Raw genomic sequence first — 16,128 nt, forward strand, 5'->3', positions numbered from 1 at the left:
CCAGGACCAGGATCCGGCGATGGAGCTCACCGAGAACCTGCTGTGGTTGCTCAAACAGGCGTTCTACTTCTCGCTCACCACCGTCAACGACGCGGTGAGTTCGCACGGCGTCAGCACCGCCCAGATCGGTGTGCTGCGTCAGCTTCTCAACGAACCGGGGTTGTCCGGCGCCGAATTGGCCCGACGGTTGTTGATCACGCCGCAGGGAGTGCAGCTCGCGCTGACCGCGCTGGAACGCCGCGGACTGGTGGAGCGCCGCCAAGATCCGCAACACAAGCGCATCCTGCGGGCGCACCTCACCGACCAGGGGAAAAACGTGGTGACCACGGTGGTCAGCGACGCGGTGGCCGCGCACGAGGAGGTGTTCGGCGTGCTTACCGGCGACGAGCAGGAAACCCTGCGTGACCTGCTGAGCCGCGTCGTCGAGAAGGGCACCGGCCACGAACTCGTCAAAGACCACGTCTGATCGGCCGTCAGTGTCTTCAGTACTTGATACCTATCGCAAGTACTTGATACTGTGGGAGCATCATGCCTGATCCCACGCCGGCTGTAGCCGACAGCACAGTCACCGAAGAGGTGACCATCGAGCTGAACCGACGCTCCACCACCGTCTCCTACAGTGCCGGGGACACCTTGTTGCAGACCGCCCGCATGGCCGGGTTGCAACCGCCGTCGTCCTGTGAAATCGGTTCCTGCGGAACGTGTATGGCCCAACTGACCGAAGGGTGCGCCCGGATGATCAACAACGACGCGCTCGAGGACGACGAGGTGGCCGAAGGTTGGGTGCTGACCTGCCAGGCCTTGCCCACCACTCCCACCGTGCGGGTGGTGTACGAGTGAGCCGGGTGGCGGTGGTGACCGGCGGAGCCTCGGGCATGGGTGAAGCGACCTGCCACGAACTGGGTCGGCTGGGGCACCGGGTCGCCGTTCTCGACATCGACGAGCAGGCGGCGCACCGCGTCGCCGAAGACCTACGGGCACAAGGCTGCACCGCCCTCGGGGTGCAGGCCGACGTCACCGACCGACCCGCCGTCGAGCGGGCATTCGCCCAGGTACGCAGCGAACTCGGACCGGTCTCGGTCCTGGTGACCAGCGCCGGCCTGTTCGGGTTGGCACCGTTCCTCGAAATCACCCCCGAATCCTGGAACCAGATCGTCGACGTCAACCTCAACGGCACCTTCCACTGTTGCCAGGTGGCCCTGCCGGACATGCTGGCCGCCAACTGGGGCCGCATCGTGATGATCTCGTCGTCCAGCGCCCAGCGGGGCACTCCCTTCGCCGCGCATTACGCGTCGTCCAAGGGTGCGGTCATCACGCTCACCAAAGCGTTGGCGCGCGAATACGCAGCGCAGGGAATCACCGTCAACAACATTCCGCCGTCGGGCATCGAGACGCCGATGCAGCATCGCGCGCAGGCGGCCGGATACCTCAAATCCAACGAGGAGATCGCCGCAAATATCCCGATGGGCCGGCTGGGCGCCGGCGCCGACATCGCCGCGGCCGTCGGATTCCTGTGTTCAGAACAAGCCGGCTTCATCACCGGGCAGGTGTTGGGAGTCAATGGCGGAGCGGTGATGTGAGAGAGGTGGACCGATGACGCGAGAAGGCAGACCGGCTGAGGGCTCCTGGACCGAGCACTATCCCGAATTGGGCACCGGCCCAGTCTCTTTCGCTGACTCTACGTCGCCGGAGTTCTACGAGCTGGAACGCGAAGCCGTGTTCAAACGGGCCTGGCTCAACGTGGCCCGCGTCGAGGAACTGCCCCGGATCGGCAGCTACCTGACCAAGGAGATCGAGGTCGCGCGCGTCTCGATCATCCTGGTCAAGGGTCGTGACGAGGTCATCCGAGCTTTCTACAACGTGTGTCGGCACCGCGGAAACAAGCTGGTGTGGAACGACTTTCCCAACGAACCGACCCGCGGCACCTGCCGCCAGTTCACCTGCAAGTATCACGGCTGGCGCTACGGCCTGGACGGTGCGCTGAAATACGTGCAGCAGTCCTCGGAGTTCTTCGACCTCGATCCCGCCGAGCACGGTCTGGCCCCGGTGCACTGCGAGGTGTGGAACGGGTTCGTCTTCATCAACTTCGACCCCGAACCGCGACAGACCCTGCGCGAATTCCTGGGCCCGATGATCACCGGCCTCGACGACTACCCCTTCGGCAAGCTGACCGAACGCTACGAGTGGGTCGCGCACAACAACAGCAACTGGAAGATTTTCGCCGACGCCTTCCAGGAGTACTACCACGTGCCCTCGCTGCACACCCAGCAGGTGCCCCCGGAGGTTCGCGACCCGAACGCCGGATTCACCTGCGGTCATTTCCAACTCGACGGACCGCACCGGCTGGTGTCGACGGCGGGGCGGCGTCGCTGGCTGCTGCCGCCCGAGTACATGTACCCGATCGAGCGCGCCACCCGCAGCGGGCTGGTCGGTCCCTGGCGCACCCCGGACATCGGCGAACTACCCGCCGGTCTGAACCCGGGTGGCATCGACCCGTGGGGGATCAGCAACTTCCAGATCTTCCCCAACACCGAGATCCTGATCTACGGCGGCTGGTATCTGCTCTACCGGTACTGGCCGACCTCCTACAACACCCATCGATTCGAGGCCTACACCTACTTCTCTCCGGCGAGCACGGTGCGGGAACGCATCGAGCACGAAGTCGCCTCGGTGGTGCTCAAGGAATTCGCGTTGCAGGACGCGGGCATGCTCGGCGGCACCCAGGCCGCGCTCGAATACGGGATCGTCGACGACTTCCCGCTCAACGACCAGGAGATCCTGGTACGCCATCTGCACAAGGTCGTGGTGGACTGGGTGGAGTCGTATCAGCGCGAAATCGCACCGGCGCCGGCAGGGGTGTGATCGTGCCGGAACCATTGCTGCCCAGTGCATTTGCCGAGCTGGAGGACTACGCCAAGATTTGGTGTCTGGCCACCGAAACCGAACGGTGGAACCAGCGACTGGCCAGCACCATGCCCGAGATGCGTCAGTTCTACGACGCGTTCTTCCCGCGCCTGGAAGAGGCGATCGAGTATTGCGACAAGTTCGCCCTCCACGACCTGCCCGAGGACGTGCTGAATCTGCTCCACCTGATCTATTCGCTGATCATGGTCGCCATGGCCGTGGAGATCATGCATCAACCTGCCCCGACCGACGCCGCGGACGCGGTGATGGTCCGCACCGGCGAACCAACGCCCTGATCACGTACTCCGAGGGGAACACCGACATGAGTCTGCTCACCATCACCAAGCTCAACCAATCGGTCGGCGCCGAAGTCACCGGCCTGGACCCGGGTCGGTTGGCCTCCGACGACACCAGCGCCGAGGCGATCCTGGATGCGTTGGAGGACAACGGAGTTCTGGTTTTCCGGGATCTGCGACTGGACCCGGAGGCGCAGGTGGCCTTCTGCCGTCGTCTCGGCGAGGTCGACCACTCTTCCGACGGCCACCACCCCGTCGCCGGCATCTATCCGATCACATTGGACCCGGCCAAGAACGCGTCAGCCGCCTACCTGAAGGCGACCTTCGACTGGCACATCGACGGGTGCACCCCCATTGGGGACGAGTGCCCACAGAAGGCCACCGTGTTGTCGGCCGTCCAGGTTGCCGAGTGGGGCGGTGAGACCGAATTCGCCAATTCCTATGCGGCATATGATGCCTTGACCGAAGAAGAGAAACAGCGCTACGGCGCGTTGCGGGTGGTCCACTCGCTGGAGGCCTCGCAACGGCGGGTGACACCCGACCCCACCCCGGAGCAGCTGGCGCGCTGGCGGTCCCGGCGCACCCACGAACACCCGTTGGTGTGGACGCATCGCAGTGGCCGAAAGTCGTTGGTGCTCGGCGCTTCTGCTGACTATGTGGTCGGTATGGATCTTGATGAGGGCCGAAATCTGTTGGCGGAGCTGCTGGAACGGGCCACGGTGCCCGAGCGGGTGTACAGCCACAACTGGTCGGTCGGGGACACCGTGATCTGGGACAACCGCGGCGTCTTGCATCGGGCCGCGCCGTACGACCCGGATTCGCCCCGCGAGATGTTGCGTACCACCGTCCTGGGTGACGAACCTATTCAGTGAGGCCATGTGGCCGACAGCACGGTTAGACAGCTCGATCAGCGGGAATTGTCTCGGCATGTCTCTGGGATTCAAGGACGTGATCCAGTCCAAGTACTTGCTGTTGACCACCTTCACCAAAGACAGCCGCGCCAAGCCCACGGCAATCTGGGGCGTCCCCGATGGCGACAAGCTGTTGATCATCACCGATGACAACTCGTGGAAGGTCAAGCGGATTCGCAACACCCCCCGGGTGACCATCGCCCGCAGCGGCGCGCTCGGCAAGCCGAAGAGCGAAGCCGTCGAAGGTGTCGCGCGGGTGCTGCCGAAATCGGAAACCCGCCGGGTCTACAACGCCGTGCTCAAGCGGTACTGGTATCACGCCCCGTGGTTCTATGTGCACTCGCTGGTGCGCGGCGGTATCGACAAGGTGCACGTCGGACTCGAGGTCGAGCCCGCCGCGTAACGCGCAATTCCTGGCACGATAGAGAGCGTGACCACCGCAATCATCGTGGTGACGGCCGTGCTGCTGGGCCTCGGGATTCTGATCAACGGATTGCTGAGGCTCAAAGACTGGTTGAAGAATTCACCGCCGTTGCCGCCGCTGCTCGACCCGGACGACGAGGACGACTGAGCTAGCCGCGCAGGGCGGCCACCGTGTCGGCGATCGTGGTACGCGGATCCCGGTACGAAACTCCCAGTTCCTCTTCGCTGGGCGAGTCGTCGGACTGCGGCATCTGCGTGTAGTACTGCATGCCCGCGGCTGTGACCGGATTCTCGAACGGCAGGTATGGGCCCGCCAGATCGAGCAACCTGCCGGCGACCCGCAGCACGGTGTCGGGCACCGGGACAGTGAGCATCGTGGTATCGGCGGCCTGGCCCAGCATGTCCGCCAGGTCGCCGACCGGCACCCGATGCCCGCCCACCATGTACCGGCGCGGTCCGCGACCCGGTTCCAACAGCGCGGCATGCACCGCAGCGACGTCGCGAGCGTCGATCACCAGCCAGGCCGCGCTGCGACCCGGGATCGCGTGCATCTGCAGTGCCGCCCGCACGCCCTCGCCGGCCTCGCCGTATTGGTCGCCGACGGGTGGGCCCAGCACCATCCCGGGATAGGTGATGTTCACCGGCGCGCCGGCGTCCTGCAGGCCGCGCGCATAGATCTCCACCTGCGCTTTGGACGTTCCGTAGCCGTCGGTGCCGCCGACCACCGGCAGGTCCGCGCGCAGTGTCTCCAACCCGGGGTGGAACAGCGCGGTGAAGCTCGACACGTGGATCACCGGGTCCAGGCCCAGCTGGACGGCCTGGCCGAGCACGTTGCGGGCGCCGTCCATGTTCGTGCTCAGCATCTGCGGAGTCTGGCGCGGGTCGGTGGCGACCAGGGCGGCGCTGTGCACGACGGCGTCGCACCCGGTCAGCGCCGCCCGAACCGAGTCGCGGTCCTTGATGTCGCCCTGGACGTAGTCGGACACGTCGACGCCCAGTTTGCCGACGGAAGTCTCCAGCTTGCCCGGGGTACGGACGAAGAACCGGACCTGGTGGCCCGCGTCGGCGATGGCCTTGGCGGTCCAGCCGCCCACGAATCCCGTCCCGCCAGTTACCAGCACACGCATGTTGCGATTGTGCCGTTACAGGTGACTGGCGGCGAACTCGGCTGCCTGATTGGTCATGCCGTTGACGGAATAGGAAATGTGCTCGAATCCCGGCGGGCCGGGAGCGCCCGAACAGATGTTGTCCCCGTCAGCGCAGAGCTGGATGGTCTTGGCCTGATACAGCGGCCCGATGGTGATCTGGGGTGCCCCGTACTGGCTCAGGAACTGCGGTGACGGCGTGCCGAACAGGGCGACCGCCGCAACGTGACTCGCGACCTGCGGCGACAGCGGTTGCGGTACCGCCGAGGCTGGTACGCCGGCCGGGACGGCCGGTGAAGTCACGTAGCCGGCCAGTGCCGCACCCTGGGAGTAACCGCCGAGCACCTCCCTGGTGTTGGGGCAACTGGACGCCATCGACTGGATGTGCCCGCCCGCGTCGCGGATACCGTCGATGACGGTCGTGGCGAAGTCGCTGCTGCTGAAGTCGGTGCTGGCGGCATAATTGACCGCGTAGATGCCGAGCGACCTGGCACCGATCGCGGTCTGCAGCGCATCTGCGAAGGATTGGCCCACTCCGCCGAGGCCAGGGGGCTCACCACTGCCGCGGGCGAATACCACCTCGACGTCCGGGCACGGCGCGGCGGAAGCGGCCGGCGCCGGCTCGGACAGCAGGGCAAACGCGCCGACCAGCGCGGTGATTCCGATCGCGACCGCGACCCGGCGTAGCACAGTGGTGCCGAACATATGCGAAACCTTTCCATGACGATCAGCCAGGGATAGCCAGAATCCGGCACCTCAACCAGGCCAGAAAACAAGCTGTCCCGCGCGGATTTTTCGCGCGGGACAGCTTGGGAGAGGACTTATTTCTTGAAGGCGTCCTTGATCTTCTCGCCGGCGTCCTTCAGGCTCGACTTCGCCTGGTCCACGCGGCCCTCGTTTTCGGTATCCCGGTCGCCCGAGACACGACCGACAGCTTCCTTGGCCTTGCCGCCCAGGTCTTCGATCTTGTTCTTTGCTTTGTCTTCGGTGCTCATCTGCGTCAGCGCTCCTGTCGGTTATTTCGTTGACCGTCAGCGGATACCCGATTGCGGGTGGCCCCGAAACCCACCTCGAAACCCGCGGCCCAGCCCCCGTCGCTGCTGGCGCCGGAACGCGTCCCGCGCGCGCAACCCGGTGTCTTTGACGTTTGCCCTGGTCTGGTCGAAGATGCCCTCGAACTCGGTGCGCCGGTTGCCGGTGAGCCTGCCGACGGTTTCTTTAGCCCTGCCGCCCCAGTACTGGGCAGCGTTGCTCAATCTGTTGTTCGCCATGCGGGGAGGCATACCCGCTGGCCGATGCCATTATTCAGGCGCCGCGCGGCACCGTTCCGCGCGGCAGGGTCAACGGCAGATCGGCGTAGGTGGCAATGCCGGGCGCGGCGGCCACCACCGCCGGTATCGCGTTGATTGCGGGCATGGCGGTCATGATGTGTCCGATCGCCATGAACTCGGCCAGCGTGGTGGCCTGGAAGTACGGCGGCGGCAGGAAGCCGACTCGGGTGGTCACCGTCGGCTGGCCGTCGACCTGGATGACCCAGCCGTCCTGGTCGATCTGCCAGTCCGGTTCCAGGGTCTGGCCTTTGCGCCACCGCACGTTGAGGTCGACGACGGTGTTGCCGCCGACGATGCCCTGCCAGCTGATGTAAGTCCCCGCGACGCATCCCGCGGGGATGGTCCAGGATTCCATCACGAGATCTTCGGTGGTCTGGGCGAATTCGGCCACGCACCGCACCTCGTCCAGCTCGACGCCCAGCGCATCGGCGACCAACCGGACCGCCTCGCCGAAGATCGCCGTCCCCTTCTCCGCCATTTGCGGCAGTTCCGGGTTGTCGATCGGCTGACCGAACCCGACCGGCCTCTCGGTGTCCGGGGAGTCGTAGAACGTGGTGTCCGCCGCCTCGTTGACGGTGACCTTGTCGACGCGATTGCACACCATCGCCGACACGATGGCCAACAGCTCGGCGAAGCCGGGGCTCACCCCGGACCCGAACATCGTCGCGCCACCTTTCTCGCACGCCTCCACGATCCGGTCCCGCCCGGCGCCCAGGTTGTGTCCGGTGATGAACGACGCCGTCGTCACCACGTTGACCCCCGCCGACAAGATGCGAACCAACTCGTCGACGTCGATCCACATCGGGTTGTAGACCACGCAGTCCGGTTTGAGGGCGAGCAGCTCGTCGACGTCGTTGGTGGCCGGCACGCCGAGCGGGTCGATGCCGACCAACTCACCGGCATCACGGCCGACCTTCTCCGCCGACCAGGCATAGCAACCGACGAGTTCGAACTGGGGGTTGGTGGCGATCGACTGTAGCGAGCTGGTACCGACGTTTCCGGTGGTCCACTGCACGACGCGATATTTGTTGGGCACTCGCTCAGCATAGGCAGGTTAGACGCGCTCAGTAAGAGGCTTCAGCCGCCAGGATCTCGGCGAGGAACGCGTCCGGCGGTGGTTGGTCCAGTCGCAGCCGCACCCAGCGGCGGATCCGGTCGCGTACGTCGCGGGGTTCGCTGACCGGCACGCCGACGACCACGGACGTCGCGGGCCAGTCCTGGTTCCAGGCGGCCGACTCTGTCAGCGCCTGTTGTTGCGCATCGAACAGGGGAACAGTGGCCCGGCCACCGGGATCCAGGGCGCCGGCGCCGCTGACCTTCCCCGACCTCACCCGCACGGCGATGTCGGTGGCCGGGCCGGGGCCCAGGACGGCCGTTCGGACGACGGCGACAACCGCCGGACCCGCTGCCTGCACACTCCACTCGACGGTGTCCTCAGCCGCGTCGAACACGCCCGGCGGCACCGCGGCCCAGTTGATCGACGCGACTCCGCGGCCGATCGCGGCGGCGGACCGCGGACCCGCGTCAGCGCCGGCAGCCAGCGCGTAGTCGTCGCGTCGTCCGGCCGGAACAGTCCCGGTGATCTTCGAATCCTGCAGTGCGACAGCCAGTTCCGGCCATCCGTCACCGTCGACGCCGACCTCGTCGGCAAGCTCGGACCCCGCCCGCACCAACTCGCGAACCCGCGGATCGCCGGTGCCCAGGTGGGCGGTCAGCGCCGCGCCGTGCGGACTCAGCAAGGCGGCGACGTCCGAATCCAGGGTGTCGTCGGTGAAAAAGTCCTGCAGGCCGACCGTCAGCAGCGCCACCTCGGCGTCGAGCAGGGGCTGATCAAGACCGGGAATGCCGTCACGCCGACTGGCCGGCCACCAGCGCCGCAGCCAATGACCGATCGCCAACCGGCGCAGTGGTTCCATCGAACCGGCTGCCACGTCGAGTTCGACCGGCCCGGTGCCGGCGATCAGCGCGAGGTGACCAGCTGACCCGACGACGCGCCACAACCAGTCGGCGCGGGCCACGTCGGTGAAGGTCACGGTGGGCGAGTCCGCGGCCGGCTCGTCCACCAGCCAGGACAACACGGCACCGCTGACCTCCAGCACCGCGACCAGCGGAGCCGGCTGCCCGAGCGGATCGTCGACAACCCTCACCCCGCCACCTGCAATTCCAGCATCGACTTGATCCGCTGCCGGTGATCCAGGCTCACCGACCTGGCGACGCCGTCCAGCAACGCGCGGACGTCCTCGACGTCTGCACACGGTTCCTGCCACACGTCGCGTCCATGCAGGCGTGCCCACAAACGGCTCAGATACGGCTGCGCGAACGCGGCGAGATCGTCGATGATCTGTTGCTGGCGCGGGTGGATCGGGCCGTTCCCGGCCACATACCGTCGGGCGTGCAGGACGTAGGCCTCCTTGCGCAACCGGGACTGGATCTGCGCGGCCAGCGCGTAGCGGGCGGTGACCGTGCGGTCCAGTGGCGCCAGTCCGACCGCTACCTCGATGCCGGCCACCATGGTGGCCTGCTTGTCCTCAGCCAGCAGACCCCAGGGCGCGCTCGCCCGGTCCACCTCCTCGGCGCACAGTAGCGGGATGTCGGGCAAGGCGTCCCGGTCCAGGGTGCGCCGCAGTGTCGACCGCACCCGACCCACCACCGTGCGATCCAGCGGGCGGTCGCTGTCGGCGCCACCGGCAATTTCCGGCGGGCGTTGTGGCGCAACAGAACTCAAGCCCAGCTCGACGATGGACCACGGCAGCTCGGCCTCGTGGACGCGGGCCAGGGCACCCAGGTTGTATGGCGTGGTGTCGGCTATTACCGCCGACCACACCCGTTGGCGCGCAGTGGTCGCGTTGTGACTGTCGGCCGGCCCGAGCACGGTGGCCAACTCGGCCAGAAACGGTTCGAGCACCGCGTCCTGCGCCCGCACATCACACCAGCTCCGTTGGAGCTGGGCTGCCAAGGTAGCGACGACCTGCGGATCGGCCATGTAATCGTTGAGCACCTCGACCGCAGTGCGGTCCCGGCCGCGGTGGATCTCCTGCAGCACCGCACCAGCGGTCTCGCGGTCTTGCGGCGCGGGTGCGCCTCTGGTCACCGCGAGCTCGAAGCACACCGGGAAATACAGCTCCTGGGCGTTGCCGCTGCGGATCCGCAATCGACGCCGCTCGATCTTGAGCACCTCGAACCAGGCTGCGGCGCAGCGTAACTGGACGGAATTCCCGACGATCAGGTCATGCATGGCCGCCGCGGTGCCGGCTGTGACCACCGGCGCCGAATACTGCGGATTGGACCGCAGCCGAAGCACTAGGGGATCGATGATGCGTTTCACGGTCCTGCTCAACGGCCCGCCATCATCGCTGCTGAGCACCTCGACACCGGAACCGATTGCGCGCCAGCCCCGATCGATGACCGCACGGCGGGGATAACCGGGATCGTTTCCGCTGTAGAAGGCAGCCGCTACCTCCTGCGGATCGGCGCTCATGACGACAGAATAGGGGCACCGGGCACGATATCGGTATCTGCGAAGTTGGGTTCGGTAGCCGGTCGGGTCCGCGGCGCTGGTCGTATCCGCAGGGCGGACAGCGCAATTGGCCCCCACCTAAGGTCACCGCGCCCGGTCGACGGCGAAAGTGACCAGCGCGCCCCAGTACAGCGGACTGGCGGTGACATCACCGTCTCGCCAGCGCCGCAGCTGGGCGCGCTGCCAGCGGTTCACGGCGCAGCCCGCGGCGTCCTCCTCGTGTGCGTCGTCGACGGCAGCGACCAGGTCGGACATCGGGTCCGGGAACTGATCGGTCGGGTCGGCGGCGACCGTGCCGAATTGTCGGTATGCCGCGGTGGTGGGCAGCGACCAGAGCGTGGCAGTCACCAACTGTGCCCCGCACAGGATCATCGCCGCCACCAGACCGGTCGCTTCGTCGAACTGATAGTCACCGCCGGATGCGCAGGCCAGCAGCGCCACCCGCGGTGGTACCGGCAATCGCAGGGCCATCAGATCCGAGGCGGTCAACGGCCGATGGTCGCCGATCGCCGCGGCGTCTCCGGGGATCGCGGCGGTACATGCCAGGTGCAGCGAAGCTCGGTCTGCGTGCCCAGCTGCGCCGTCGGCCGAGCTCGCGTGACCGACGTAGAGGAGCCGGCTTGGTTGTTGCGCAAGCAGTCCCGCCAACCAGTCGCGGTCGGCGTCTGGACGGCGGAACAATTCGACAGCCGTGTCGACGCGGGGCAACACCGCGCGGTGTTGCTTGAGGGCAGCGAAATGCCTGGCCAGCGCAGTCTTTTCGGACGGTCTGCCAAGCACCGATCCGAGGGCCGAGTCGGGTCGCTGGCCCGGAACCCGGGGATCCAGGATCAGTACCGCCGGCCCGACGCGCCGGGCGCGCCATTGCGCGGGGACGCGAGGTGCGTGCGTAATGTGCTGCGGCACCGCCAACAGGATGTCGACCAACTCCATCAGCCGATAGCCATCGGTGTGCTGCTCGATATCGGCCAGCTGCCAAGCTATGTGGGCGGCCGTCGGACCGCTGGCGGTGAATGCGCCGTGGCGGGCCTGAACCAGTTCTGCGGTGCTGGGCCCCGACTTGGGCAGCGCGAGCTGACCCCAGGGCACCCGCGCCAACCGGGCGCTGGGTGAGACGAACAACCTGGGCCGCGGCGAGGCCACGCACTGCGTCAGCAGTTGCCACCCGGCCGTTCCGATCAACAGCGCACCGAGGATGTAAGAGGTGGTCAGTTCGGCCATAGGCGACGCGAACGGACCTCGGGTCAGGGCCCGTTCGATCGCGTCATGCCGGTTCTCGGCACCGACCGGTTCGGGTAATGCGTCGGCCAGTTCCTGTAAGGCGGCCAACAGGATTGGCTCCTCGATCACCCAGGTGACGGTGCTGGACGGATCGCCGACCACCCGCAGGCTCGCATAGGTGGCGACGCCCAGATCGGCGTAGCGCAGGATGAGCGTCACCGAGTCAGTCATGCCAGGTCGACCACGGTGGCTCGGCGGCGGTGACCTGCCGGCCGTACCGCTGCAGCGCCAGCGCGCGATACCGATCCAGGATCGGCGCCGAGTCCGGCTGCATCTGCAACGGAGGCAACGGCCCGATCCGGATCAGGGACCTGCCGCCCGACCTGACCGGCCCCGCGGCTGCCGTCGCCATCTCGTCCGCTCTCCCGGTGACCGCCGGTGGCACGGCCGTCGACTCCCACTCGCCGGGTTGCCGGGTTGGCAGGTCGCTGTGGAAAGTACCACGCGCACTGTGATATTCGACGAGCTCGCTGAGCAACGCGGTGTTCTCCGACTCCCAGGCGACCGCGATGGCACCGGCCAGCACGGGTGCCGCGACATGGTTCGCCCAGCGGGATCTCGCATCGGCATCGACGATCGAATAACGCACCGAGTCGACGGCCAGTGCCGCGGGCACTTTGAGGTCGGCCGCCTGTTCGAGCTTGGTCATCGCTCGTCGATGCTGCCGGGTGCCGCCCTCGCCGTGCAGGACGCCGAGTGAGGTGAGGTGGCGGTACTCGACGTGCCGCAACGGCTCGTCGGGATCTCCATAGGCATCAAAACCCATATCCGCCAACGCATCTGCACGCCACACAGTGCCCAACTGATTGTCGAGCAATGCGTACTGCAGCCAGCTGCTGCGTGGCGAGGAGTCGAGCAGCTCCCGGGCTTGGGCTATCAGCTCCACTGCCTGGGCGAACCGTCCCCAGAATATCGCAATCCAGCTGCGCTGCAGCAGAATACGGTGTAAATGCAGCGGCTTGCCCAATTCGCGCCAGTGCCGTTCGGCATGCTCCCAACATTCGTCGGCAGCCTCCAGTGCACCGCCGGACAGCCGGGTCAGGCCCAGGTACAGCCAGCAGCGCGACACCTCATGGGCCCGCGCGTAGCGGGCGATCACCGGATAGGCCGCCGAGACCAATTGCTCGGTCGTGTGATGGTCACCGACCGACCAGCTGGCCGCTGCCCGCTCCAATTGTGCTCTGGCGCAGTCGAGCTCCCAGCCGCGTGCCCGTGCCCGGGCGTCTGCGCGGCGCAACCAGGGCTCGGCCTCGACAAGGCGTCCGGTCTCGACGCAGAACCTGCCGTACCCGATGGCTGCCAGTACCCAGAGGTGATCGGCGTATGCACCGCCGTCCGTCGCACCATCCAGCCAGGTGAGCACCCGTTCCCATAGCGGTACCGACCGGACGTGCAGATCGTCGTCGCACAGAGCCGTCGCGGACAGCAGCTGGGCGTAGCAGAGTAACTGCCGGTGCTCGGCGACGAGATCGGGAAAGGCGTCGTCGGAATCGGTCAGGGCAGCCAGCGCTGCTTCGACCCCCTCGTGATCGCCTTGTGCCGCAGCCAATCCCGTCTGCAGGAACTGGGCCCGCCGGGTGTAACGGCACACCATGTGTGCGATCGCGGTGTGCGAGATGTGCACCTGCGCCGCGGCCTCCGGCATGGTCCCGGCCAGGATTGCACGGTAGATTGCCAACGGGTCCAGAATCCGTCGAATACATTCCCGCACTCCGTCATTCGCGCCGCGGACCAGGTAGATCTCGCCGAGCTGAGCGAACACCTCCAGTAGCAGGTCGTCTCGATCTTCCTGCTCGGTCCGCGGCATCAGCGACAGCAACAGATCGCGGGCCGCCTCGTCCTCGGCGGCGCACCCCAGATGACGAGCGCGCTGCAGGTCGTCACCGATCGACACGGCTGCATCATAAGTCCGTCTGACCACCCGGAACGGCGGACGTGCGTCGCACGCCCGCCGGGCCGAACCGCGGCGCATCAGCCGCAGGTCACCTTGATGCTGAAGTCCTTGGTGATCATGCCGGCCATCGGGTTCTTCAGGTCGGCACCCTGCGCCTGTCCGGTGATGGTGTAGGTCTTGCCGTCCACCGAAACCTTGGCCGAACCGACCTTGGAGCCCATGCTGTCGGCCACCGACAGTGCGTTGCCTTCGACCACCAGCGCCAACGAGTCCACGGTCGGCGGGTTCGCGTCGGTCATCACCACGGCCAGCGCCTGCTGGGGGCCACCGGTGGATCCACTGCCGATGTTGATCTTCCCGGCCTGCTTCACACAGGTCACCGAGGCGGGGTCCAGGCCGGCAAGGTCGGCGCCGGCCACTTTGACCTCGGTCTTTCCGCCGCCGGTGGACACACTCGCCGGCGCGTTCGGCGCCGGGGTGGCCGTCTGGCCGCCGCTGGAGCAGCCCACCAACACCGAAGCGCAGCCAAGGGCGCCAATCGCAGCAGCGATAACACGTTTCATCGGACTTCCTTCCGTCATGCGCCGCCCCGATGGCGTCGTCATTGCTGAAGTACAGCCCGCAGCGATCGCTACCGATCCCAACAAATGAGACCGACGGCAACGCAGCTACCGCCCTGGGGAATCACCGCAGTCGCAGTAGTTCTGGTGTAGTAGTGAGCGTGATCGAAATCGAAGCTGTGGGTGGGGTGCGGGTACTGACGTTGTCGGCGGGACGGGTGAACACCCTCGACGTCGAGTTCCTCGGTGAGCTGACGGAGGCTGTGCGGGAACAGGAACGATCGGGCGGGCCACCGTTGGTCCTCTCCGGCGCCGGTCGGGTGTTTTCTGCCGGGGTAGACCTCAACCGCCTCGTGGCGGGCGGGGCCGCATACACCGACCAATTGGTTCCGGCGTTGTCGAGTGCGTTCGACGCGGTGTTCCGGTATCCGGGACCGACGGTGGCCGCGATCAACGGCGCCGCGATAGCCGGCGGATGCGTGCTGGCCTGCGCCTGTGATTGGCGGCTGGCTGCTCCGGGCGCCCAGATCGGCGCCGCCGAGGTCCGGGTGGGGGTGCCGTTCCCGGTCGCCGCGCTCGAAGTGATGCGCTACGCGTGTGGTGACCGCGCCGAAGAGGTCCTGCTGAGTGGGCGGAGTTACCGCGGCGACGAGGCCGTGGCCCGCGGGCTGGCCCATCGCATCGTCGCCGACAATCTGCTCGACGCGGCTGTTGCCGAGGCGTCCGACCTGGGTGAGATCCCGGCGGCGGCGTACAGCCACACCAAAGCACAGTTGCGGGCGCCCACGCTGGCGCGCATCGACGCCGGCACCGACATCGACCGCGAGGTTCGCCGGGTGTGGGCATCGGACCAGACTCAGCAGGGCGTGGCCGCCTACGTCGAACGGTTGAAGAACCGCTGAGGCCCTATTCCTCGACCGTGACCCCACCCCGGGTGCGTCGCCGACGATGCGAGGTCTTGCCAGTCGGACGGCGGTTGCGCAACCGCGGCTGCACGGCGGCTTCGACGGTTTCTTCCGCCGGTGCGTCTTTCCCGTCAGCCTTGGCCGCTGGTGCCGGCTCATCGTCGGAGTCTTTGTCCAGGCTGACACCCGCGGGTGCCTCGACGGTCTCCGCTTCGACAGGTTCGGCCTCGGCGCTCGGCGCTACGACAGTGTCGGCCTCGACCTCTTCTGCCGCTTCGACCTCTTCTGCGTCCGCGATGTCGGAATCGGCGCCCTCGGCGGCGTCCTCAGTTCCGTCAGCCTCGTCTTCGAGCTCATCTTCCTCAGCGTCTTCGACGTCGGCGGCGGCGACCTTGCCCCGCTGCTTGCCCCGGACGCGGCGTTTCTTGTCCTTCTTCGGCTTGATCGGTTTCGGCGGCGGCGGCGGGAGTTCGGCAGCGAACGACAGGTAGAACATGAAAATCCCGAGCACCGCGATGGCGGCGGCGGCACCGTAGATCGCGAACAACCACTGACCGGCCTTGTCCAGGCTGAGCCAGTACTCGCTGATCGCGGTACCGATGATCAGCACCCCCGCCAGCACGTGGGCCACGATTGCCCACGTCCGGATCGATAACGCCAGCTGCGGCACGCCGAGTTCGGGCTTGCGGGTCCGCGACAGGTCGAACACCACCGGCAACGCGGCCAGACCGATCAGCACGCCGGTCAGGATGCGAAGGGCGTTGCCCAGGCCGTGCGAGGTGTCACCCACCAGTTCGGGCCACCGGGGCAATACGAAATAGAAGAAGAGGACGCCGGCGCCGATCGAAAACGACGCGTGCCAAAGCACGGCGACTTTGCGCCCCATACCCCTCCTCAGGCAGATCACTCTGCTGCCGACAGGCGACCAGGATAGACATCCGCCCTGGTCACCCGGCAGACC

Annotated in this window: 19 protein-coding genes and 1 pseudogene; 9 read left to right on the top strand and 11 right to left on the bottom strand. The window is 66.9% G+C overall.

Features of this window, described 5'->3' with window-relative positions:
* Window positions 1-19 precede the first annotated feature (19 nt).
* The 8 genes and pseudogenes from AC5Y5Z_RS11470 (at window position 20) to AC5Y5Z_RS11505 (ending at window position 4,682) form a co-directional block, all read left to right on the top strand.
* Window positions 20-466, top strand: coding sequence for a MarR family winged helix-turn-helix transcriptional regulator (locus tag AC5Y5Z_RS11470; protein ID WP_463826415.1), 447 nt, complete (start codon window positions 20-22; stop codon window positions 464-466).
* 98 nt (window positions 467-564) lie between these two features.
* Window positions 565-840 (top strand): annotated as a pseudogene (locus AC5Y5Z_RS11475) (2Fe-2S iron-sulfur cluster-binding protein); the annotation flags it as partial.
* On the top strand, window positions 837-1,580 hold the full coding sequence (locus tag AC5Y5Z_RS11480; RefSeq protein ID WP_463826050.1) for an SDR family NAD(P)-dependent oxidoreductase: 744 nt from the start codon (window positions 837-839) through the stop codon (window positions 1,578-1,580). The pseudogene AC5Y5Z_RS11475 and the gene AC5Y5Z_RS11480, both read left to right, overlap by 4 nt.
* A gap of 13 nt (window positions 1,581-1,593) precedes the next feature.
* Window positions 1,594-2,862, top strand: coding sequence for an aromatic ring-hydroxylating oxygenase subunit alpha (locus AC5Y5Z_RS11485; RefSeq protein ID WP_499925189.1), 1,269 nt, complete (start codon window positions 1,594-1,596; stop codon window positions 2,860-2,862).
* Between the two features lie 2 nt (window positions 2,863-2,864).
* Window positions 2,865-3,200 carry a hypothetical protein gene (locus tag AC5Y5Z_RS11490; RefSeq protein WP_499925191.1) on the top strand — a complete coding sequence of 112 codons (336 nt, stop codon included), beginning with the start codon at window positions 2,865-2,867 and terminating at the stop codon, window positions 3,198-3,200.
* A gap of 26 nt (window positions 3,201-3,226) precedes the next feature.
* Complete coding sequence (locus AC5Y5Z_RS11495; RefSeq protein ID WP_499925192.1) at window positions 3,227-4,072, top strand: TauD/TfdA dioxygenase family protein; 846 nt, start codon at window positions 3,227-3,229, stop codon at window positions 4,070-4,072.
* Between the two features lie 55 nt (window positions 4,073-4,127).
* Window positions 4,128-4,514: a PPOX class F420-dependent oxidoreductase gene (locus tag AC5Y5Z_RS11500; RefSeq protein ID WP_499925194.1), complete on the top strand. Its 387-nt coding sequence runs from the start codon at window positions 4,128-4,130 to the stop codon at window positions 4,512-4,514.
* A gap of 27 nt (window positions 4,515-4,541) precedes the next feature.
* Window positions 4,542-4,682, top strand: coding sequence for a hypothetical protein (locus AC5Y5Z_RS11505; RefSeq protein WP_463826045.1), 141 nt, complete (start codon window positions 4,542-4,544; stop codon window positions 4,680-4,682).
* 1 nt (window position 4,683) lies between these two features.
* Here the strand turns inward: AC5Y5Z_RS11505 and AC5Y5Z_RS11510 are convergent, their stop codons facing one another.
* From AC5Y5Z_RS11510 to AC5Y5Z_RS11555, 10 genes are all read right to left on the bottom strand, one after another.
* Window positions 4,684-5,661: an NAD-dependent epimerase/dehydratase family protein gene (locus AC5Y5Z_RS11510; RefSeq protein WP_499925199.1), complete on the bottom strand. Its 978-nt coding sequence runs from the start codon at window positions 5,659-5,661 to the stop codon at window positions 4,684-4,686.
* A 15-nt stretch (window positions 5,662-5,676) separates the two neighbouring features.
* Window positions 5,677-6,384, bottom strand: coding sequence for a cutinase family protein (locus AC5Y5Z_RS11515; RefSeq protein WP_463826043.1), 708 nt, complete (start codon window positions 6,382-6,384; stop codon window positions 5,677-5,679).
* A 116-nt stretch (window positions 6,385-6,500) separates the two neighbouring features.
* Window positions 6,501-6,674: a CsbD family protein gene (locus AC5Y5Z_RS11520; RefSeq protein WP_463826042.1), complete on the bottom strand. Its 174-nt coding sequence runs from the start codon at window positions 6,672-6,674 to the stop codon at window positions 6,501-6,503.
* Between the two features lie 36 nt (window positions 6,675-6,710).
* Window positions 6,711-6,950 carry a CsbD family protein gene (locus AC5Y5Z_RS11525; protein WP_499925201.1) on the bottom strand — a complete coding sequence of 80 codons (240 nt, stop codon included), beginning with the start codon at window positions 6,948-6,950 and terminating at the stop codon, window positions 6,711-6,713.
* A gap of 34 nt (window positions 6,951-6,984) precedes the next feature.
* On the bottom strand, window positions 6,985-8,046 hold the full coding sequence (locus AC5Y5Z_RS11530) for an NAD(P)H-dependent amine dehydrogenase family protein (protein WP_499925202.1): 1,062 nt from the start codon (window positions 8,044-8,046) through the stop codon (window positions 6,985-6,987).
* A gap of 28 nt (window positions 8,047-8,074) precedes the next feature.
* The gene (locus AC5Y5Z_RS11535; protein WP_473138573.1) at window positions 8,075-9,157 is read right to left on the bottom strand and encodes a hypothetical protein; all 1,083 of its coding nucleotides are present in this window, start codon (window positions 9,155-9,157) and stop codon (window positions 8,075-8,077) included.
* On the bottom strand, window positions 9,154-10,488 hold the full coding sequence (locus AC5Y5Z_RS11540) for a hypothetical protein (RefSeq protein ID WP_499925205.1): 1,335 nt from the start codon (window positions 10,486-10,488) through the stop codon (window positions 9,154-9,156). The genes AC5Y5Z_RS11535 and AC5Y5Z_RS11540 overlap by 4 nt, the downstream gene beginning before the upstream one ends.
* A gap of 123 nt (window positions 10,489-10,611) precedes the next feature.
* Window positions 10,612-11,979 carry a CHAT domain-containing protein gene (locus tag AC5Y5Z_RS11545; protein WP_499925207.1) on the bottom strand — a complete coding sequence of 456 codons (1,368 nt, stop codon included), beginning with the start codon at window positions 11,977-11,979 and terminating at the stop codon, window positions 10,612-10,614.
* The gene (locus tag AC5Y5Z_RS11550; protein ID WP_499925208.1) at window positions 11,972-13,702 is read right to left on the bottom strand and encodes a hypothetical protein; all 1,731 of its coding nucleotides are present in this window, start codon (window positions 13,700-13,702) and stop codon (window positions 11,972-11,974) included. The genes AC5Y5Z_RS11545 and AC5Y5Z_RS11550 overlap by 8 nt, the downstream gene beginning before the upstream one ends.
* Window positions 13,703-13,779: 77 nt before the next feature.
* Window positions 13,780-14,265, bottom strand: coding sequence for a lipoprotein LpqH (locus AC5Y5Z_RS11555; RefSeq protein WP_473138570.1), 486 nt, complete (start codon window positions 14,263-14,265; stop codon window positions 13,780-13,782).
* Window positions 14,266-14,417: 152 nt separating this feature from the next.
* On the opposite strand from AC5Y5Z_RS11555, the gene AC5Y5Z_RS11560 reads away from it, so the two are divergent.
* Complete coding sequence (locus AC5Y5Z_RS11560) at window positions 14,418-15,164, top strand: enoyl-CoA hydratase/isomerase family protein (RefSeq protein ID WP_473138569.1); 747 nt, start codon at window positions 14,418-14,420, stop codon at window positions 15,162-15,164.
* A gap of 4 nt (window positions 15,165-15,168) precedes the next feature.
* On the opposite strand, the gene lucA is transcribed toward AC5Y5Z_RS11560, so the two are convergent.
* A complete protein-coding gene (gene lucA / locus AC5Y5Z_RS11565) occupies window positions 15,169-16,053 on the bottom strand; it encodes a lipid uptake coordinator LucA (RefSeq protein ID WP_499925211.1) in 885 nt (294 codons plus the stop codon).
* Window positions 16,054-16,128: the final 75 nt, after the last annotated feature.

The organism is Mycobacterium sp. NGS29 (genome assembly GCF_059812965.1).

What these genes read in the sequence shown, in the direction of transcription:
- AC5Y5Z_RS11525 (WP_499925201.1), bottom strand. Translation starts at nt 6,950, where the DNA reads ATGGCGAACAACAGATTGAGCAACGCTGCCCAGTACTGGGGCGGCAGG.
- AC5Y5Z_RS11485 (WP_499925189.1), top strand. Translation starts at nt 1,594, where the DNA reads ATGACGCGAGAAGGCAGACCGGCTGAGGGCTCCTGGACCGAGCACTAT.
- AC5Y5Z_RS11520 (WP_463826042.1), bottom strand. Translation starts at nt 6,674, where the DNA reads ATGAGCACCGAAGACAAAGCAAAGAACAAGATCGAAGACCTGGGCGGC.
- AC5Y5Z_RS11495 (WP_499925192.1), top strand. Translation starts at nt 3,227, where the DNA reads ATGAGTCTGCTCACCATCACCAAGCTCAACCAATCGGTCGGCGCCGAA.
- AC5Y5Z_RS11470 (WP_463826415.1), top strand. Translation starts at nt 20, where the DNA reads ATGGAGCTCACCGAGAACCTGCTGTGGTTGCTCAAACAGGCGTTCTAC.
- AC5Y5Z_RS11540 (WP_499925205.1), bottom strand. Translation starts at nt 10,488, where the DNA reads ATGAGCGCCGATCCGCAGGAGGTAGCGGCTGCCTTCTACAGCGGAAAC.
- AC5Y5Z_RS11515 (WP_463826043.1), bottom strand. Translation starts at nt 6,384, where the DNA reads ATGTTCGGCACCACTGTGCTACGCCGGGTCGCGGTCGCGATCGGAATC.
- AC5Y5Z_RS11555 (WP_473138570.1), bottom strand. Translation starts at nt 14,265, where the DNA reads ATGAAACGTGTTATCGCTGCTGCGATTGGCGCCCTTGGCTGCGCTTCG.
- AC5Y5Z_RS11500 (WP_499925194.1), top strand. Translation starts at nt 4,128, where the DNA reads ATGTCTCTGGGATTCAAGGACGTGATCCAGTCCAAGTACTTGCTGTTG.
- AC5Y5Z_RS11545 (WP_499925207.1), bottom strand. Translation starts at nt 11,979, where the DNA reads ATGACTGACTCGGTGACGCTCATCCTGCGCTACGCCGATCTGGGCGTC.
- lucA (WP_499925211.1), bottom strand. Translation starts at nt 16,053, where the DNA reads ATGGGGCGCAAAGTCGCCGTGCTTTGGCACGCGTCGTTTTCGATCGGC.
- AC5Y5Z_RS11510 (WP_499925199.1), bottom strand. Translation starts at nt 5,661, where the DNA reads ATGCGTGTGCTGGTAACTGGCGGGACGGGATTCGTGGGCGGCTGGACC.